This window comes from Chryseobacterium taichungense, from assembly GCF_900109935.1.
Lineage (GTDB): Bacteria > Bacteroidota > Bacteroidia > Flavobacteriales > Weeksellaceae > Chryseobacterium > Chryseobacterium taichungense.
On record NZ_FOBV01000007.1, the window covers coordinates 70003 to 88195 of the forward strand.

The window sequence follows — 18193 nt, forward strand, 5'->3', positions numbered from 1 at the left end:
GCTAAATCAAAAAATATGATAAACAATAAAGTAGCTTATATTACAGGTGGAACGAAAGGTATCGGCTTTGGAATTGCTAAAACCCTACTTGAAAACGGAGTTTCAGTTGCATTTTCAGGACGAAAAAGAGATGATGTTGAGAAAGCAGAGAATGAACTAAAAAAATATTCTAAAAATGTGTTGGGAATCGTTTCAGATGTAAGAAATCTAGAAAGTGAAGAAGAGGCAATAAAATATACCATACAGAAATTCGGACAACTGGACTTTGTCATAGCTAATGCCGGACTTGGTGTGTTTAAACCGGTTGATCAGCTTTCTGCTGAAGATTGGAATGATATGATTGAAACAAACCTAACAGGTGTATTTTATACATTAAAAGCCTCTGTGGATGAGCTTAAGAAAACTCAGGGATATTATATCACAATTGCCAGTCTGGCAGGAAGCAATTTTTTCGAAAACGGATCAGGCTACAACGCTTCAAAGTTTGGGGTTGTCGGCTTTACACAAGCTGCCATGATTGATCTGAGAAAATATAATATCAAGTGCACAGTCATTATGCCTGGTTCGGTAGCCACACATTTTAACGGTAATATTCCTTCTGAAAAGGATGCATGGAAGATTCAACCGGAAGATATGGGAAATCTTGTTCTTGATATTTTAAAGATGAATCCTAGGGTTTTACCAAGCAAGATAGAATTTAGGGCAACAAAACCAGCCAATTAAATACATCTAATGCGCTGAATAATAATTTACTAAGTATTATGCATGCATAATATATTTTTTAATTATATTAGCGAATAAAACTTTAAGGCTTTTAAAGCAAAAAATTAAAACAACATATGAAAATATTAGTTTGTATTAGTAGTGTTCCCGATACTACTTCAAAAATTAACTTTACCGCGGATAAATCCGCATTCGACAAAAACGGAATTCAGTGGGTAATCAATCCTTTGGATGAATTTGCCTTAACAAAAGCAATTAAACTGCAAGAATCACAGGGAGCTGCCGTAACGGTAATCAATGTAGGTGATGCAGCTACAGAACCCGTTATAAGAAAAGCATTGGCTATCGGTGCTAATGATGCTGTAAGAGTAAATCTTGATCCTAAAGACAGCTTTTCAACAGCTAAAGAAATCGCTGCTGTAGCACAAAACGGAGGTTATGATCTAATTCTTTGCGGTAAAGAATCCATCGATTACAACGGAGGTTCTGTTCCGGGAATGGTAGCCCAGTTATTGAATCAGCCTTTCGTAAATGCATCTGTAGGGTTAGATGTTAACGGAAGTGAAGCAACTGCCGTAAGAGAAATTGAAGGAGGTAAAGAAACAATTTCTGTAAAATTACCTGCTGTAATCGCCGGCCAGAAAGGATTGGTTGATGAAAAAGATCTGATCATCCCAAATATGAGAGGAATCATGTCTGCAAGAACCAAACCATTGCAGGTAGTAGAGCCGGCTTCTTCTGAAGTGAAAGTTCAGGGCGTTTCTTATGACAGCGTACCTCCAAGAGCTGCCGTAAAAATGGTTTCTCCTGATAATCTGGATGAATTGGTAAGATTACTTCACGAAGAAGCGAAAGTGATCTAATTATTATGGCTAAGGCTGAGTTTGAGGTTTAATTTTATAAATCTTAGCCTAAACCTAAACCTTTAATTTTAAAATTCAAAAAAATGGCAGTATTCGTATACGCAGAAAATATAAACGGAATTTATAAAAAAGCAGCTTTTGAAGCAGTTTCTTATGCTAAAGCTGTAGCAGATCAGGCTGGAGATACCGTAACAGCAATCTCTGTAAACCCAACCGATGCTTCAGATGTATTGTATAAATACGGAGCATCAAATGTAATCAACATCAAAGACGAAGGTCTTAAAAGTTTCTCGGCTAAAGCTTATGCTCAGGCAATCAGTGAAGTGGCAAACGGAAATATCATCATTTTTCCACACACCACAGATGCTTCTTCGATTGCGCCAATGTTGGCAGTGATGAACGGACATTCTTTAATTACCAATGCTCTGGATGCTCCGGAAAGTCTTTCTCCATTCCAGGTGAAAAGAAAAGCTTTCTCAGGAAAAGGTTTCATGCATGCAAAAGCTGAATCGGCAGGAGTGATTATTACCGTTTCACAAAATGCTTTTGGGGTAAAGGAAAATCCTGTTTCAGGGTCAGAAGAAGTGAAAAATCTTTCTGTTGCCAATGAAGATACCAAAGTGATCTCTCACGAGCAAAGCTCAGGAAAACTTGACCTAAAGGAAGCGGAAATCGTAGTTTCTGCAGGAAGAGGTATGAAAGGGCCTGAAAACTGGGGAATGATCGAAGATCTAGCAAATGTATTAGGCGCCGCTACAGCATGTTCTAAACCAGTTTCCGATATCGGATGGAGACCTCATACGGAGCACGTTGGGCAGACTGGTAAAGCGATTTCTCCGAATTTATATATTGCAGTAGGTATTTCAGGAGCCATTCAGCACCTTGCCGGAGTAAACTCTTCAAAAACTATTGTTGTTATCAACAGTGATGCGGAAGCTCCGTTCTTCAAATCAGCCGATTATGGTGTGGTAGGAGATGCTTTCCAGATTATTCCTGCTTTAACAGAGAAAATTAAGGCATTAAAAGGATAAAAAAGTGAATTGGCAATGGTCAATCCGTTTCACTCGTCAATTTTTAAAAGAATATTTTAGAAATTCACTTGCGAAGCAAAATTGACAAGAAGTTATTCACTATTCACTTATAAAAGCCCCTTCCGGGCTTTTATTTTTGTCTAAAAAGTAAAAAAAACTTTCAAAAATTAATCTATATTTGTACTTATGGATTATAAACAGCTAATTATTCGCGGAATATCGTACAGCCAGACACAATCAGGAGCGTACGCATTGTTATTGGAACATGAAGAAACACATATAAAATTACCTGTTGTTATAGGAAATTTCGAGGCACAATCCATTTCTCTTGGTCTGGAGAAAGATATACATCCGCCCCGTCCGCTTACACACGATTTATTTACAAAATTTATAGTTTCTGCCAATTATGAGCTGGTTTCTGTTATCATTTACCAGATCGTAGACGGCGTTTTCTTTTCAAATATTAATTTTAAAAATAAAGCCAACGAAGAAGAACTGATTCTCGATGCAAGAACGTCTGATGCGGTGGCTATGGCCGTAAGGTTTGATGCGCCAATCTTTACCACTCAACAGGTATTAAACGAAGCAGGAATTCTTCTGGAACTGGAAGATGTAGCCAAAGAAGAACAGTCATTCTCAGAAACAGTAAATACTGAAGACAGTCTCAGATCGGTTTCAATGGAAGAACTTCAAAAGTTACTGGATGAAGCCGTCAAAGAAGAGGATTACGATACGGCCCTGGAAATTCAGGAAGAAATCAAAAGGAGGAAAAAGAAAATTGATTAGCGATATAATATAAAAGATGAATTTAAAATTACGATTGATCATCCTCAGCTTTCTGCAGTTTGGAGTTTGGGGTGCCTACCTTACCTCCATGGGTAATTATCTGGGCTCAGTTGGGCTGGGTTCTAAAATAGGACTTTTCTATGCGATGCAGGGGATTGTGTCGATTTTTATGCCCGCTATCATGGGGATCATTGCAGACCGGTGGATTCAGGCTCAGAAACTTCTGGGGATTTCGCATTTTCTGGCTGCTGTCTTTCTAATTTGGGCAGGATATTACGGGATGTCAGCGGGCGAGAATGTAGAATTTTCAAAGCTTTTTATTCTTTACAGTTTAAGTGTGACTTTCTATATGCCGACGATCGCCCTTTCCAATTCTGTGGCGTACACAGTTTTAGTCAATAACAATTTTGATACAATTAAATCGTTTCCGCCAATTCGTACATTGGGAACAGTAGGATTTATTTGTGCCATGTTGTTCGTAAATTTTGCTGGAATTCAGGATGGAAGCCTGAAGTTCAACTTTTCAAACGCTACAGACTTTCCAAGTTTTCAACACAGCTACAGTCAATTTTTCGTTTCCGGTATCTTAGGTATTATTCTATTCTTTTATTCATTCACCTTGCCAAATTGTGAAGTGAATAAAAGCAACGAAAAAAGAACATTATCTGATGCACTTGGCCTCAAAGCTTTTGCTTTATTCAAAGAGAAAAAAATGGCAATTTTCTTTATATTTTCAATGTTTCTCGGTGTTTCATTACAAATCACCAATGGATATGCAAATCCTTTTATAACCAGTTTTAAAGCAATCCCTGAATATGCAGATACTTGGGGATCCAATAATGCTAATGCTCTTATTTCCCTTTCACAGGTCTCTGAAACACTTTGTATATTACTGATTCCATTTTTCTTAAAAAGATATGGGATTAAAAAGGTAATGCTGATGGCAATGTTTGCATGGTTCTTAAGATTCGGATTATTCGGTCTTGGAAATCCTGGCGGAGGTGTCTGGATGTTTATCCTTTCCATGATTGTATATGGTATTGCATTCGACTTCTTCAATGTATCAGGTTCATTATTTGTTGACAAAGAAACTGATAGAAGCATACGTTCAAGTGCACAAGGTGTATTCATGATGATGACCAACGGTTTCGGAGCGACGATCGGAATGTTGGCTGCACAGGAAGTTGTCAACCATTATGTTTTCTCACAGACAGATCCTTCTTTACAGCTTGCAGGATGGCAAACTTCCTGGTATATTTTTGCCGGATACGCATTAATTGTAACTATTGCTTTTGCTATTGTTTTTAAACACAAACACAATCCTGAAGAAATTTCGCAGATAAAACATTAACTTTTATTATTGATAATTAATATATTAGATTGCACTTTCAAAAAAAGTGCAATTTTTTTATTTTTTGAGGCAACTATTTAATCGAAGTTCCGTCTTATAGATAGAAACAGATACATGAAGCATTTAGAAGAGAATTTTAAAAGGGCAAAAAAACAGGATCGAAAAGGGCAGAAAGCACTTTACGAAATGTTTTCAGCGAAAATGCTGGCCATTGCAAACTCTTATGTAAATAATATTCACGATGCCGAAGATATTGTAATGAATTCTTTTTTTATCTGTTTTTCAAAAATTGATGAATGCAGAGAGTGGAAAAGTTTTCCGTTCTGGCTGAGGAAAATTGTTGTTAATAATTCCATAAATCTGATTCGGAAAAGTAAAAATATTCTGTACTCCGATGTAGAAATACAGAACCTGGAATATCCGGAAGATGATTGGAATGAGGATATGGAAACAGTTGATCTCGATGAAATTTTTTCTAAAATGCCAGATGGCTACAAGATTATTTTCAATCTTTATGTTTTTGAGGAAAGAAAACATCATGAAATTGCAGAAATACTGAATATTTCTGAAGGTACAAGCAAAAGCCAGCTAAGCAAATCCAAAAAATGGATTACTGATTTTTTAAAGAAAAAAAAGGATGAAAAACAATACATTAAATAAATTAAAATCAGACTACGAAGAGCTTGAAAAAATGCCTTCTTCTGACCTCTGGAACAGACTGGAAATCAGGTTGACTGAAGAATCCGGAAAAGTAGTGGAAAAGCCTTTTCAGTGGTGGAAATATGCAGCCGTTATATTACTTTTTGTTTCTTTGGGAAGTATTTTTTATTTCAATTCGCGAAAAAAGGAGTTCAATTATAAAAATACCGATTATGCTGTTAAGAAAGTTTTAAACCAAACCATTAATCCGATAAGTCCTGAATTTCAAAACCAAACAGATACATCACAAGCCAATGCTGAGAATTTAAAGATTGCCACTGAAAATCAGAAAAAATCTTCCGATGCGACTCCTGTTTCTAAGGACGAAAATAAAATAACCATTGCTAAACTTTCAGATATTAAGACACAAAAAGTGGAGATAACTACGGATGAAAAGATTACGATAATACCTCCGAAAATTGAAAGTCATGCTCCCGTAATTGCTGAAGTTAAAAAAGTGAAGCCTTCTTATATCAACTCAAATGAGCTCCTTTTAGGAAGAGAATTTGATAAAACGACGGAAAATCCGTATAAAAAAGATATAAAAATTGGAATTTTTAATTTCGATAAACCGCGTCCCAATGTTGAGAATGTAACCGTACTCGGAGTAACCGTCTATGTAGATTCCAAATAAATTACTATTATTTTCTAATTAAAAAGATTGTTCAAAAGATGATCAGTACTAAAATATTGTCTAAAAATTAATATACATGAAAACTAAAATTGCCCTAGTGAGTGCTTTCATGGCCTTTTCATATTCATTTGCACAGGAAACTCCGAATATGAATGCTTCCATGAAGAATTATTCAAAAATGATTGACAGCATCGTAGTTTCTGAAAAGATAAAAATGAATAAGGAGCTCGATGGTGTTGATCACGATTTTAAGCAAAACAAAATTACAAGTGATGAGAAACAAAAGCTCAGAGCAGACATTGCCTCAAAATATGAAGAGACAATCAATGAAAAAATAGATGCTCATAAAACCGAATTTGAGGAATTTACCAGACAGGCTGTGAAAGACGCCGTTTTAAAGCCTCTCGATTCGCTGCATAAAGATAAAAATCAGATCGTTTTCGGGCTGGGTGGTGTATCAATACGCATGGATGAAGATAAAAATAAACCAGCTGACTATCTTCGTACGTGGCAATACGTGGTAGCATTGGTGGGAACCAGCTACACCACTAAAAATGAACCTTTTGCATTTTTAAATAATAATTCGGAATTTAAAAATACAGTATTCAATTCCGCAATGTATATGGTGAGATATGAAGGTCAGCTCGGAAGCTTTACAAGCCCGTTTTTTTACCGGTTAGGACTTGGCTACCGTTGGGATCAGTCGAAGGCTAAATACGGAAAAACGTTTACTCAGGAAAATCTGACGCTGGATACCAAAGAATTCACAAAAGGAAATCTGAAAGATACTCATATTAACAATCATTATCTTTTTATTCCTGTCGATTTTAAATTTGTTCTGAATCCTAAATATATTGAACACAACGGTACAAAATACTTAAACAACAGAGTAAGCCAGTTTTCTATTGTCGCTGGTGTTTACGGCGGTGTAAGAATTGCCAGCAATATTTATAACAGATATTCTAACGATTACAGTAAAAAAATTGTTGAACGAGAATCTATCAATCATGGCGTAAATGACATTATTTTTGGAGGAAAATTAGGAATAGGATATGCAGGATTTAATGTGTATGTACAGAAAGATTTTACGCCAACATTTAACAATAATGCAAACCTCAGAAGCAAATATGGACTTCAGATCGGAATAGAGTTATTAAATGCAAGTTTTTAATTATATAATGATTTTCATTTTATATTACATAATAATTAAATTTTTATTAATTGTTTTATCATTCATGAATGATAGCTGAATAAAATTTACTTTTTAAACACACTGATTATAAGTGTGTTTTTTTTTGTATTTTGGCATTTTAGGAATTATGAAAAATATTCAGTTATTAGGTGTAGTATTGGTTGTTGCAGGAAGTTTTCTGCCATTGGTTCACGTTCCCATAATTGGAAATTGGAACTACTGGAAGCTTGATCATTTTCTTGCCATTGCATGCTGGATTCTTGCCGCCGGATCTGTGTTTGGAATTGTTAATAACAGTATAAAAACGGCAAAGATTTTTGGCGTTTTGCTGGTGATATTATTTGTCTTTACCTTATTTGCAGTAAAGCTTCAGGCTTCTGAATATTTCAGTTTTATGCCTTTTAAATCATGGCAGGATAAGCTTGCAGGCATTGTAAAATTAAGATGGGGCTGGATTGTTGAGTTCCTGGGAGCTTTCATTATTATTCTCGCTCCGATAAGAAAAAAGTAATCGATTCTTGAAATAATAAAGATTAATAGAAACACATAAATATTTTGTGAAATTAATAATCTGAAAGGTATATTTAAATTAAAAATAGAATTATAAAAAATGAAAGAAGTATTCATCGTTTCCGCAGTAAGAACTCCGATGGGAAGTTTTTTAGGAAGTTTAGCAGCTGTACCGGCTACAAAGCTGGGCGCTGTTGCCGTAAAAGGCGCATTAGACAAAATCAGTCTTGATCCGAAGCAGGTTCAGGAAATCTATATGGGAAATGTTCTGCAGGCTGGCGAAGGGCAGGCTCCTGCACGTCAGGTTGCACTGGGAGCAGGACTTTCAAATGAAACACCTTCAACAACCGTGAATAAAGTTTGTGCTTCAGGAATGAAGGCCGTTACGATGGCTGCACAGGCCATAAAAGCAGGCGATGCTGAAGTGATCGTGGCCGGAGGTATGGAAAATATGTCTTTTGTTCCTCACTATTATAATGCCAGAAATGCAACAAAACTTGGCGATGTAAAAATGCAGGACGGAATGGTTTTAGATGGCCTTACAGACGTTTACAACAAAGTACACATGGGTGTTTGCGCTGAAAAATGCGCTTCTGATTACAGTATTTCCAGAGAAGATCAGGACAATTTCGCTATTGAGTCCTATAAAAGAGCTGCCAAGGCATGGAGTGAAGGAAAGTTTGCTGATGAGGTTGTACCGGTAGAAATTCCTCAGAGAAAAGGAGAACCGATTATTTTTGCTGAAGATGAAGAATATAAAGCAGTAAATTTCGACAGAATTCCGACACTTCCTACTGTTTTCAAAAAGGAAGAAGGAACAGTAACCGCAGCAAATGCGTCCACACTTAATGACGGAGCATCTGCATTAATTCTTGTTTCTAAAGAAAAAATGGAAGAATTAGGCCTTAAGCCGCTGGCAAGAATAGTTTCTTATGCTGATGCTGCCCAGGCTCCGGAAGATTTTACCACAGCGCCTTCAAAAGCACTTCCGATTGCTCTTAAAAAAGCAGGCTTGTCACTTACGGATATCGATTTCTTTGAATTTAATGAAGCGTTTTCTGTAGTTGGTTTGGCTAATAATAAGATTTTAGGATTGGATGCTTCTAAAGTGAATTTAAATGGTGGAGCAGTAGCCATTGGACACCCGCTTGGAAGTTCAGGTTCAAGAATTATTGTTACATTGATCAATGTTTTAAAACAAAATAACGGTAAATATGGAGCTGCAGCGATCTGTAACGGTGGCGGCGGTGCTTCGGCAATCGTTATAGAGAATATGCAATAATTTATCATTAAAATATTTTTTAAATCCAGAAGTTATGCTTCTGGATTTTTGTTTAATTGATCAGAACCTCAATTCCAATTTTAACTGAACAATAAAATTTCTCCCAAGCAAAATAAAATCTCTGAATATTCATTCGTTTTCCTATTTTTGTGCTACTAATATTATTTGAAATGTCTGAAATTGAGAATCTGCAAACTCAAAACATAAAAAATAATCCAAAGATCATGAAAGCCTGGGCGGTTTACGACTGGGCCAATTCGGTGTATTCTTTAGTGATTACTTCTACTATTTTCCCAATATACTATTCTATTCTTACCACTGCGTATGAAAAGAAAGAATATGTACAGGAAACAAAATCCTATATTGATGTTCCGGTGAGGCACATGATCACGATTTTCGGAAAAGAATATCAGCCTGATGCTGTCTATGGATATTCACTCACAATCTCTTTCTTTATCGTGGTTTTATTATCACCATTTCTGTCTTCATTAGCAGATACGATCGGGAATAAGAAATCGTTCTTACAGTTTTTCTGTTATTTGGGAGCAACTTCATGTATGGGATTAGCAATGTTTACAGGAATGCACAATGTCTTTCTGGGTTTACTTTTCAGCATTACAGCAAGTGTAGGTTTCTGGGGAAGTCTTGTATTTTATAATTCATTCCTTCCGGATATCGCTACCCGTGATAAGCAGGATGCACTTTCTGCGAAAGGCTATGTTTACGGATATATTGGTTCTGTCGTTTTGGTTATTATTTGCCTGCTGTTAATTCAGGTTGTGGCCAAAGGAAATCCTGAAAAACAGTTATTGTTTACCAGAGTAAGTTTCTTATTAACAGGAGCTTGGTGGTTTGGTTTTTCACAATATACTTTCAAGCATTTACCCCAGTTTGGAGACGTGAAGGAAAAGCTTCCAAAAGATCTGGTATTGTTAAATTATAAAAACATATTTAAAAAACACGAAGAGCAGGGTGGCTTTTTTGAGGTTTTAAAGGACAATCTTTGTTTCTATAAAGATATTGGGAAAGAAAGTTTTAATGAGCTTTTTAAAGTAGGAAAAGAACTTTTTAAACACAGAAATCTGAAGTTTTTCTTGTCAAGTTTTTTCTTTTACAGTGTAGGAATGCAGACGATCTTCCTGATGGCTACTTTATTTGGTAAAAGCGAAATTAACCTTCCTCAGGATAAATTAATCGGAACTTTATTGGTAATTCAGATTGAAGCGATTATCGGGGCGGTAATTTTTTCCAGATTATCAAGAAAAATAGGGAATAAAAATGTGATCTCCATCGCTGTTATATTATGGATTGTTGCATGTATTTGGGCATATTTCCTTAATAAGGAAAATCCTACAGTTGAATATCAGTTTTATGGTGTGGCAGCTGTAGTAGGTTTGGTGATGGGAGGTCTTCAGGCTATGTCGAGATCTACATATTCCAAGCTTTTACCGGAAAACTCTATGGAAAATACTACATTTTTCAGTTTTTATGATGTGCTGGAAAAAATAGCGATTATTGTTGGAACATTTGTTTTTGCATTATTTATCGATAAATATGATTCCTTAAAAGAGATTTTCGCTAAAATAGATATCATACTGCCATCTGCTTCAGGAATGAGGTTTGCAGCATTTTCAATGGCAATTTTCTTCTTCGTAGGTTTAATTCTTATAAGATTTTTAAAGCTTACTCCACCGAAAAATAATTAGACAAAATATTCACGATAATAAGACGCTCATGGAAGCGTCTTTTTTTATGTTGCTTTATAGTTTTTTAATATTTTAGCTATAATTAAATAATGATTATTTCAGGCTTTTTTATTAACTTTAATATAAAATAACAACTTTTTACAATATTTAAAAAAAGACAGTTTGCTTAATGTTAAAATATGTTAGAATTCGGCGCGGGTTTTGCTCATATTCAACAGAATAATTTTACATTTGCAAAAAATTTATTTACATTAAATGACAAACCCACTATTTTACGCGAAAATTCTTTTGTTCGGAGAATATGGAATCATTGAAGATTCCCAAGGTTTGACATTACCTTATAGTTTTTATAAAGGTACCCTCAAGTTTTCATCATTAGATTCCGAATTTGAAAAAAAATCTAATGAACACCTTCAAAATTATGCCGGCTATTTGGAAAATCTGGAGCTTCCGCAAACTTTTGAATTAAATGTTTCAAAGTTTAAAGAAGAGATTTCTTCAGGGCTATTTTTCGACAGCAATATTCCGCAGGGATATGGAGTAGGCAGTTCAGGTGCACTCGTAGCAGCTATTTTTGAACGATATTCTATTTCAAAACATGAGCCGGAAAACATTTCAAAGGACGAATTAAAAAATCTGAGACATGTTTTTGGTTTAATGGAAAGCTATTTCCATGGTAAAAGTTCTGGAATAGACCCATTAATCTGTTATATGAATCTCCCAATTCTTATCGAAAGCAAAGAAAGTGTCGATAAAGTTGCGATTCCTGCAAGTGAAGCTGGGAAAGGTGCTATTTTCCTTATTGATTCCGGCATGACTGGCGAAACAGGGCCAATGGTACAGATTTTCTTCGAAAAAATGAAAACTGAAGGTTTCAGAAAAACGTTGAAAGAAGAATTCATACGCTATAATAATGCTTGTATTGATGCATTTTTGAAAAAAGATATGAATCCTTTCTTCAGAAATCTAAAAAAACTTTCGCACTGGGCATATGAACACTTCCGTCCGATGATTCCGGAAAGTCTTTTTAATGTATGGAAAAAAGGACTGGATTCTAATGCTTATTATTTAAAGCTCTGCGGAAGCGGTGGCGGTGGTTATATTTTAGGTTTTACCAAAGATTACGAGAAAGCAGAAAAAATGCTTGACGGCTTCAATAAAGAAGTGATTTACAGATTCTAAACTGTTGGAAATGAATTCTGAAAAAGAAAATTTCCAGGAGAAAAAATATATCAAAAAATCTTTTATTTACAGATTATCACAATTTGTGGGCTTTCTTTTGGGAGCTCGCTTTTTTGTTGCTGCACTTCTTACTTTTGCACTGTATGTGTCTACTTTTTTCCTTTTTAATCAGGATGAAAGCTTCAGAAAGTTTGTCTTTGATTTTAAGGTTCACGGAATCATTTTCTGTACAGTACTTACGATTTTAGCCGGTGGAATCATCAATCAGTTCTACGATTTTGAAAAGGATCATATTGTAAAGCCCTTCAGAACAAGAATCCAAAGCTTTATCAAGCAAAAATATTTTCTTTATGCTTATCTTGTTTTGAGTGTAATTTCTTTGAGTGTAGCATGGATGATCTCACACAAAGTTTTCGTGTTTTTTATTGTCTACCAATTTTTTATGTGGTTTTACAGTCATAAGCTGAGCCGTATTTTAATTCTCAATAATCTCACTTTTGTAAGCCTTACCTTATACCCTTTCTTCGGAATGATGGTATATTACGAAACATTTTCAAAGAAAGTTCTTTTAATGGCGGTTTTTCTTTTTCTGGTATTGCTATGTATTGATATCGTGAAAGATACTTTAACAAAAAGCGTAGATAAAGCATTTGGTTATACGACTATTCCCAATTATTTTGACAGTAAGACGGTTAACGGAATTATTGTTTCGTTACTTATAACAACGATGATTGTATCAATGAAGCTGATTCTCCGCACAGGAATTTCAGGATTTATGGCTTATTATTTTGCTGTTGGACTTTTTGTCTTTATTCTTTGTATTTATCTCATTATGAACCATTTTAGGAAGAACAAATTCCTCACAATCAACATTCTTAGATTTTGGATTTTTTTGGGAATTATTTCCATGTTATTAAGTGGTCTGGAAGGCAAATTATAGAGAATTTTCTTTAAAAAAACTAAGGTTATTCTTACCTTTGCAGAACCTTAAATTTAAATAAGTAATGCCCATTTTTAACGATACTAAAATCGCATTTGCAGATAAATCTGATGCACAGTTAAGAAAAGCGTATTGGATGTTCAAGATGATTGAGCAGCCTTCACTCACCAAAGTAGGAACTTCTGTTCTTAATTTTTCCGTTCATAATAACTTTCCTTTTGTAACCGGAATTGTAAAAAACACTTTATTTGAGCAGTTTTGCGGCGGTGAAACTCGTGAAGAAAGCATGAAAGTGGTGAAACAGTTATTCAAGAGAGGCGTAGGAAGTATTTTCGATTATTCCATTGAAGGTAAGGAAGATGAGGAAACATTTGATGCTGTCTGTAGAGAGATTAAAGATATCGTAAAATTTTCTGTTGGAAACCCGGCGATTCCTTTTATTGTTTTTAAACCTACCGCTTTCGGAAGAATTGATCTTTATGAAGCTGTTGGCAACAATAGAGAATTGACTTCAAGCCAGAAGGAAGAATGGCAAAGAGTCATTAAAAGATTTGATGAGGTTTGTCAATTATGCCACGAAAATGATAAAAAAGTAATGGTGGATGCTGAAGAAACCTGGATGCAGGATGCCGCAGATCACCTTTGCGAAGAAATGATGGAAAAATACAATCAGGAAAAACCGATCGTTTGGAATACCATCCAAATGTACCGCACCGGAAGATTAGAGTATATGGAAGAACATCTTCAGAGAGCAAGGGAAAAAGGATATTTTATTGGCTATAAAATCGTTCGTGGTGCTTACATGGAAAAGGAAAGAGCGAGAGCTGCAGAAAAAGGCTATCCTGACCCGATACAGCCGAATAAGGAAGCTTCTGATAAAAATTATAATGCAGGAATTGATTTTGTGATGAATCACCTCGATAAAGTTTCAGCATTTTTTGGAACGCATAATGAAATTTCTTCCGAGCTTGTCATGGATAAGATGAAGGATAAAAGCCTTGAAAATGGCAATCTTCATGTCTATTTCGGACAGCTTTACGGGATGAGTGATAATATTACTTTTTACCTTTCAGATAAAGGATATAACGTGGCAAAATACCTTCCGTACGGACCTGTAAAAGATGTTGTTCCGTACCTGACAAGAAGAGCTCAGGAAAATACTTCTGTTGCCGGTCAGACCGGGAGAGAGCTTGGTCTTATTAAAAAAGAACTTGATAGGAGAAAAAATAGCAGATAATTTTCTGTTTTAAAAATATTGATAGAACCTTGCAGATTGCAAGGTTTTTTTATGTGCTATATTTCTGGAACACCTTTTATGGCTCAAAACTTTCGAATTTGCCATTTTCGTAGAAAATTACAATACGTTTTATTGTACTTCCTTGATTTTCAGAAGTTTGTTTTAAATTTGCAGGATTATAATTTTCTAATCGCTGAGAATCGTTTATTTTTTCTTGTCCTTTACTTTGGTGTGATATAAACGATTCTCCGGGAGTTTCTTTTACCGGTATAATTTCATTTTCATCTGCTCCAAAATCATCATCTTCATTCATCATTGTAAAAAGATCGGGAAGAGATGTTGGTTTAGACTTTTCCTCATCTGCCAACTTCGGCGATTTATCTTCTGTTACTTTAATCTCAGGTAAATCAGATTTGAGCATTTGTCCTTCACCTGTCACGAGCCAGTCCCAGAGAATTTCAGGAAAACGTGACTTTATTTTAATGATAAATTCCAGAGATGGTTTATTCCTTCCAGAGGTAACATGAGAAATAGAAGATCGCTGCACATCAATCTCATCAGCAAACTCAGAAGGGGTAAGTCCTGAATAGTCGATAACCTTGGAAATTCTTTCATTTAAACTCATAAACTATGCTTTACAATCACTTTACAAATGTAAAAATAAAATTTACAATTGAAAAATACAAAAGTAAACAATATTAAATTTTATTTGTATACAAATGTTAATTCATAACGCACTTATTTTCAAAATATTATATTAAAAGCAATATGATGCAAGATTTTTTATTTAACAAACTTTCAACATCTCTCAATAAAACTCTTTAAGCTTCAAGTAATACATGAAGTAAACTAATTAATAATTAATTAATCATATTTTACAATTGTTTTACCTATATTCATAGGCAATAGCAGTCTTTAAAAGACAAAATGGGGTAGGGTTGTTGTAAATATCTGATAAACCGATAAATCACTTTTAAATGGTCTTATTTTAAAAATTGAAATATGTGTAGAGTGCTATTAACAGGGGATCTTAGCAATACTATTTAATATTAAATCAACACAGGGATTTCATTTATTAAATAGAAGTTAGATTTCTAATAATGGGTAAAATATTATTCAAAAAACGAATTTAAACTTCTAAATTATCAACAATTTACATTTGTATATTGCATTGTATTTCAAATTTTCCACAGCTAAACTTGTTTAACAGAATTACGAGCAAATGTCAAAAACTATTGTTTTATGGTATTAAAGTAATATTCAAATTAGTATTTAGATAAAACATATAAATAGTTCACTTTTAAATATATAGATATTTAATATTAAATTATTATTAATCCACAATTTTATCCACAGACATTTTGACAGTTTACAATGTTTAACATAATTACAAATGTTAATTTTATTATTTGTTGAAAAATTGATTAAATTTGACTCTTGTAAATTATTACACAATGAATTTTGAACAGATTTATCAGTCGAATCCTAATTTCCCATATCGTTATATTTCCCCGGAAAAATTATTTTCTTACTTACAGACGAATTACAGCGATTATATTCAAGAGATTGGAACATCATATTTGGAAAAGCCTCTTTATCAATTCTCAATAGGAAATGGGAATATTAATGTACTTGCCTGGTCGCAGATGCACGGAAATGAATCAAATGCTACCCATGCAATGCTTGATCTGTTATTTACATTGGATAAAGCTTCTGTACTAAAAGCCGAACTGTTTGATAAAATAAAGCTCGATTTTATTTTCATGCTAAACCCTGACGGGTCTGAAAAATGGACAAGATTAAACGCTTCTGAGATCGATCTCAACAGAGACTTTCACAATGAAGCGAGTAAGGAGATCATTATTTTAAAAGAAACTGTTTTAAAGAAAAAATATGACTATGCTCTGAATCTTCACGAGCAGAGAACGATTTTTACAACAGATGGAATTCATCCTGCTACATTATCATTTTTGGCACCTTCAGAAAACGTTGAACGTACCGTTACTGAAAACAGAAAGAAATGTATGGCTGTAATTGCTGATATTTATAACCATTTGAAAGAAATAATCCCGAACCAGATCGGGAGATATTCTGACGAATTTTACCCTACATCTACGGGTGATAATTTCATCAAGGCCGGAATGCCAACGATTCTTTTCGAAGGCGGACATTTTGTTGATGATTACACCAGAAAAGGAACACGGAAGTATTACACCATTGCTTTATATTATGCATTGAAAGCGATTGGCGAACTTAATTCCAGTACAGAGAACTGGGAAACATATCTGGAAATTCCTGAGAATAAAGAGACCCATTATGATATTATTTACCGAAATGTAAAGCTAAATACCGATCATGAATGTGTATTGGATATTGCGGTACAGTATGCTGAAATAAAAGAAGAAGAAAAAGACGATATCTCGTTTATCCCTTTTGTTAAGGAAGTGGGAGATGTTAAGAAACGAAAAGGATGGCAGGAAATAGACTGCACGGGCAAAAGATTTGTTTCTCCTACCAAATATCCAAAGCTTGATACAGAAGTAAATTTTACAATAGAAGATTAAAAAAGCGGAACATCGGTTCCGCTTTAGTTTTATGCTGATAGCTCTTAATTTTTAAATTAAAAGCTATAAGTGTTTTAAATAACAGTTTTTAGTTAACCACCTTAATTCCGTTGGCTACAAATCTGATCTCTTCTTTTGGAGTGGTAATAGCATCAATTTCAGACTGAGGTTTTTTGGCATCTTCCGCATAATGCTTTTGTTCATCTACAGAAGTTACTTTTCTTTCTGCACTACCTTCTAATACTACATTTTTACCTTTCAAAGCAGTTGGAACGAAGAAAGCGTAATCTTTCATTTTAACAAAGAACTGAGAATTGTCTTCCGTCTGAATTGTCAGCCAGCATCCTTTTTTATCACAAACATCTGTTACCGTCCCTTTTACGGCAACATTTTCGACTTTCTTATTGTCTTTTTTTAGTTTCTTGCTTAGTTTATCAACGGATATTGCCTTCGATTCCGCATTGGATGCAACACCTCCGCCATAAGTATCACCTACAACAGCATTTCCTGCCGGTGGACCGAATTTTTTTGATTCCTGTGCAAAAGCTAAAGTGGAAACACTTACTGTAACTGCCAATAATAATGATTTGAATTTCATTTTTTAATATTTTTTCCAAAAATACTAATAAAATCTGAATGATAAATCACTGAAAACTTGATAAAAAGCAGGCCATCTTTCGGACGTAGATTTCTGATTTTTAACGCAACGTGCGCAAGGAAATAGGCAATCATCATTCATAGTTCGTTCGCAAGGGTGTTGCACTCAGCAAATGATAACAATGTATTATCCTAAGCATTTGCTGAATAGAACGCCTTCGCACCGAAAAATATGCTCGCTGTTATTCAATAAAAACCCTTGCGCTACTTGTGTTAAAAATCCGCGCGCCCCAATTTTTAGCGCAAGGTTCGCAAAGAAATGGGTAATCATCCTGCATAATTCGTTCGCAAGGGCGTTGCACTCAGCAAATGATAGCAATGTATTATACCTAAGCCTTTGCTGAATAGAATGCCTTAGCACTCAAAATATGCTCACTCGTTATTCAAAAAAAACTTGCGAACTCAGCGGAAAAAATACTCATAATGCATAATTTTAACGCAACGTCCACAAAGAACATTAATCAATGATCCCGCAGAAACCCGTTCTCAAAGGCGTTGCACTCAGCAAAAACGTTACGCATACTACACTGCTATCATTAGCTGAACGAAGTGCCGTTGCGCTCAAAAAATAGCCACAAAATTATTCAACAAATCCCAGCGTCCTTCGCGTAAAAAATACTCATGAGGCATAATTTTTAACGCAACATGCGCAAAGAAATGGGTAATCATCCTGCATAATTCGTTCGCAAGGGCGTTGCACTCAGCAAATGATAGCAACGTATTATACCTAAGCATTTGTTGAGTAGAATGCCTTAGTACTCAAAAATATGCTCCCTCGTTATTCAAATAAATTTGCGAACTCAGTGTAAAAAATACTCATGAAGCATAATTTTAAC

Annotated in this window: 17 protein-coding genes; 15 read left to right on the forward strand and 2 right to left on the reverse strand. The window is 34.8% G+C overall.

Annotation, left to right across the window (positions count from 1 at the left end):
• Nucleotides 1-15 precede the first annotated feature (15 nt).
• From BMW64_RS15130 to BMW64_RS15195, 14 genes are all read left to right on the forward strand, one after another.
• A complete protein-coding gene (locus tag BMW64_RS15130) occupies nt 16-723 on the forward strand; it encodes an SDR family oxidoreductase (RefSeq protein WP_090000798.1) in 708 nt (235 codons plus the stop codon).
• Nucleotides 724-839: 116 nt separating this feature from the next.
• Nucleotides 840-1586, forward strand: a complete 747-nt coding sequence (locus BMW64_RS15135) for an electron transfer flavoprotein subunit beta/FixA family protein (protein ID WP_090000799.1) — start codon at nt 840-842, stop codon at nt 1584-1586.
• Between the two features lie 83 nt (nt 1587-1669).
• The gene (locus tag BMW64_RS15140; RefSeq protein WP_090000800.1) at nt 1670-2617 is read left to right on the forward strand and encodes an electron transfer flavoprotein subunit alpha/FixB family protein; all 948 of its coding nucleotides are present in this window, start codon (nt 1670-1672) and stop codon (nt 2615-2617) included.
• A 186-nt stretch (nt 2618-2803) separates the two neighbouring features.
• Entirely contained in the window at nt 2804-3403 is a 600-nt protein-coding gene (locus tag BMW64_RS15145; RefSeq protein WP_090000801.1) for a bifunctional nuclease family protein, read from the forward strand.
• A 16-nt stretch (nt 3404-3419) separates the two neighbouring features.
• A complete protein-coding gene (locus BMW64_RS15150) occupies nt 3420-4754 on the forward strand; it encodes an MFS transporter (RefSeq protein ID WP_090000802.1) in 1335 nt (444 codons plus the stop codon).
• 114 nt (nt 4755-4868) lie between these two features.
• Nucleotides 4869-5414, forward strand: coding sequence for an RNA polymerase sigma factor (locus tag BMW64_RS15155; RefSeq protein ID WP_090000803.1), 546 nt, complete (start codon nt 4869-4871; stop codon nt 5412-5414).
• Nucleotides 5392-6087: a hypothetical protein gene (locus BMW64_RS15160; RefSeq protein WP_090000804.1), complete on the forward strand. Its 696-nt coding sequence runs from the start codon at nt 5392-5394 to the stop codon at nt 6085-6087. Before BMW64_RS15155 ends, BMW64_RS15160 begins: the two co-directional genes overlap by 23 nt.
• A gap of 76 nt (nt 6088-6163) precedes the next feature.
• A complete protein-coding gene (locus BMW64_RS15165; RefSeq protein ID WP_090000805.1) occupies nt 6164-7258 on the forward strand; it encodes a hypothetical protein in 1095 nt (364 codons plus the stop codon).
• A 148-nt stretch (nt 7259-7406) separates the two neighbouring features.
• Nucleotides 7407-7790, forward strand: a complete 384-nt coding sequence (locus BMW64_RS15170) for a hypothetical protein (protein WP_090000806.1) — start codon at nt 7407-7409, stop codon at nt 7788-7790.
• A gap of 99 nt (nt 7791-7889) precedes the next feature.
• A complete protein-coding gene (locus tag BMW64_RS15175; protein ID WP_090000807.1) occupies nt 7890-9071 on the forward strand; it encodes an acetyl-CoA C-acyltransferase in 1182 nt (393 codons plus the stop codon).
• Nucleotides 9072-9241: 170 nt separating this feature from the next.
• A complete protein-coding gene (locus tag BMW64_RS15180) occupies nt 9242-10777 on the forward strand; it encodes an MFS transporter (RefSeq protein WP_090000808.1) in 1536 nt (511 codons plus the stop codon).
• A 255-nt stretch (nt 10778-11032) separates the two neighbouring features.
• Complete coding sequence (locus BMW64_RS15185; RefSeq protein WP_090000809.1) at nt 11033-11959, forward strand: mevalonate kinase family protein; 927 nt, start codon at nt 11033-11035, stop codon at nt 11957-11959.
• Between the two features lie 10 nt (nt 11960-11969).
• A complete protein-coding gene (locus tag BMW64_RS15190) occupies nt 11970-12899 on the forward strand; it encodes a UbiA family prenyltransferase (RefSeq protein WP_090000810.1) in 930 nt (309 codons plus the stop codon).
• Nucleotides 12900-12963: 64 nt separating this feature from the next.
• Nucleotides 12964-14136: a proline dehydrogenase family protein gene (locus BMW64_RS15195; RefSeq protein ID WP_090000811.1), complete on the forward strand. Its 1173-nt coding sequence runs from the start codon at nt 12964-12966 to the stop codon at nt 14134-14136.
• 76 nt (nt 14137-14212) lie between these two features.
• Here the strand turns inward: BMW64_RS15195 and BMW64_RS15200 are convergent, their stop codons facing one another.
• The gene (locus BMW64_RS15200; protein ID WP_143052710.1) at nt 14213-14761 is read right to left on the reverse strand and encodes a helix-turn-helix transcriptional regulator; all 549 of its coding nucleotides are present in this window, start codon (nt 14759-14761) and stop codon (nt 14213-14215) included.
• Between the two features lie 829 nt (nt 14762-15590).
• Between BMW64_RS15200 and BMW64_RS15205 the strand changes: the two genes are divergently transcribed.
• Complete coding sequence (locus tag BMW64_RS15205) at nt 15591-16700, forward strand: M14 family zinc carboxypeptidase (protein WP_090000812.1); 1110 nt, start codon at nt 15591-15593, stop codon at nt 16698-16700.
• Between the two features lie 88 nt (nt 16701-16788).
• Here the strand turns inward: BMW64_RS15205 and BMW64_RS15210 are convergent, their stop codons facing one another.
• Entirely contained in the window at nt 16789-17298 is a 510-nt protein-coding gene (locus tag BMW64_RS15210; protein WP_090000813.1) for a DUF4920 domain-containing protein, read from the reverse strand.
• Between the last annotated feature and the right edge of the window lie 895 nt (nt 17299-18193).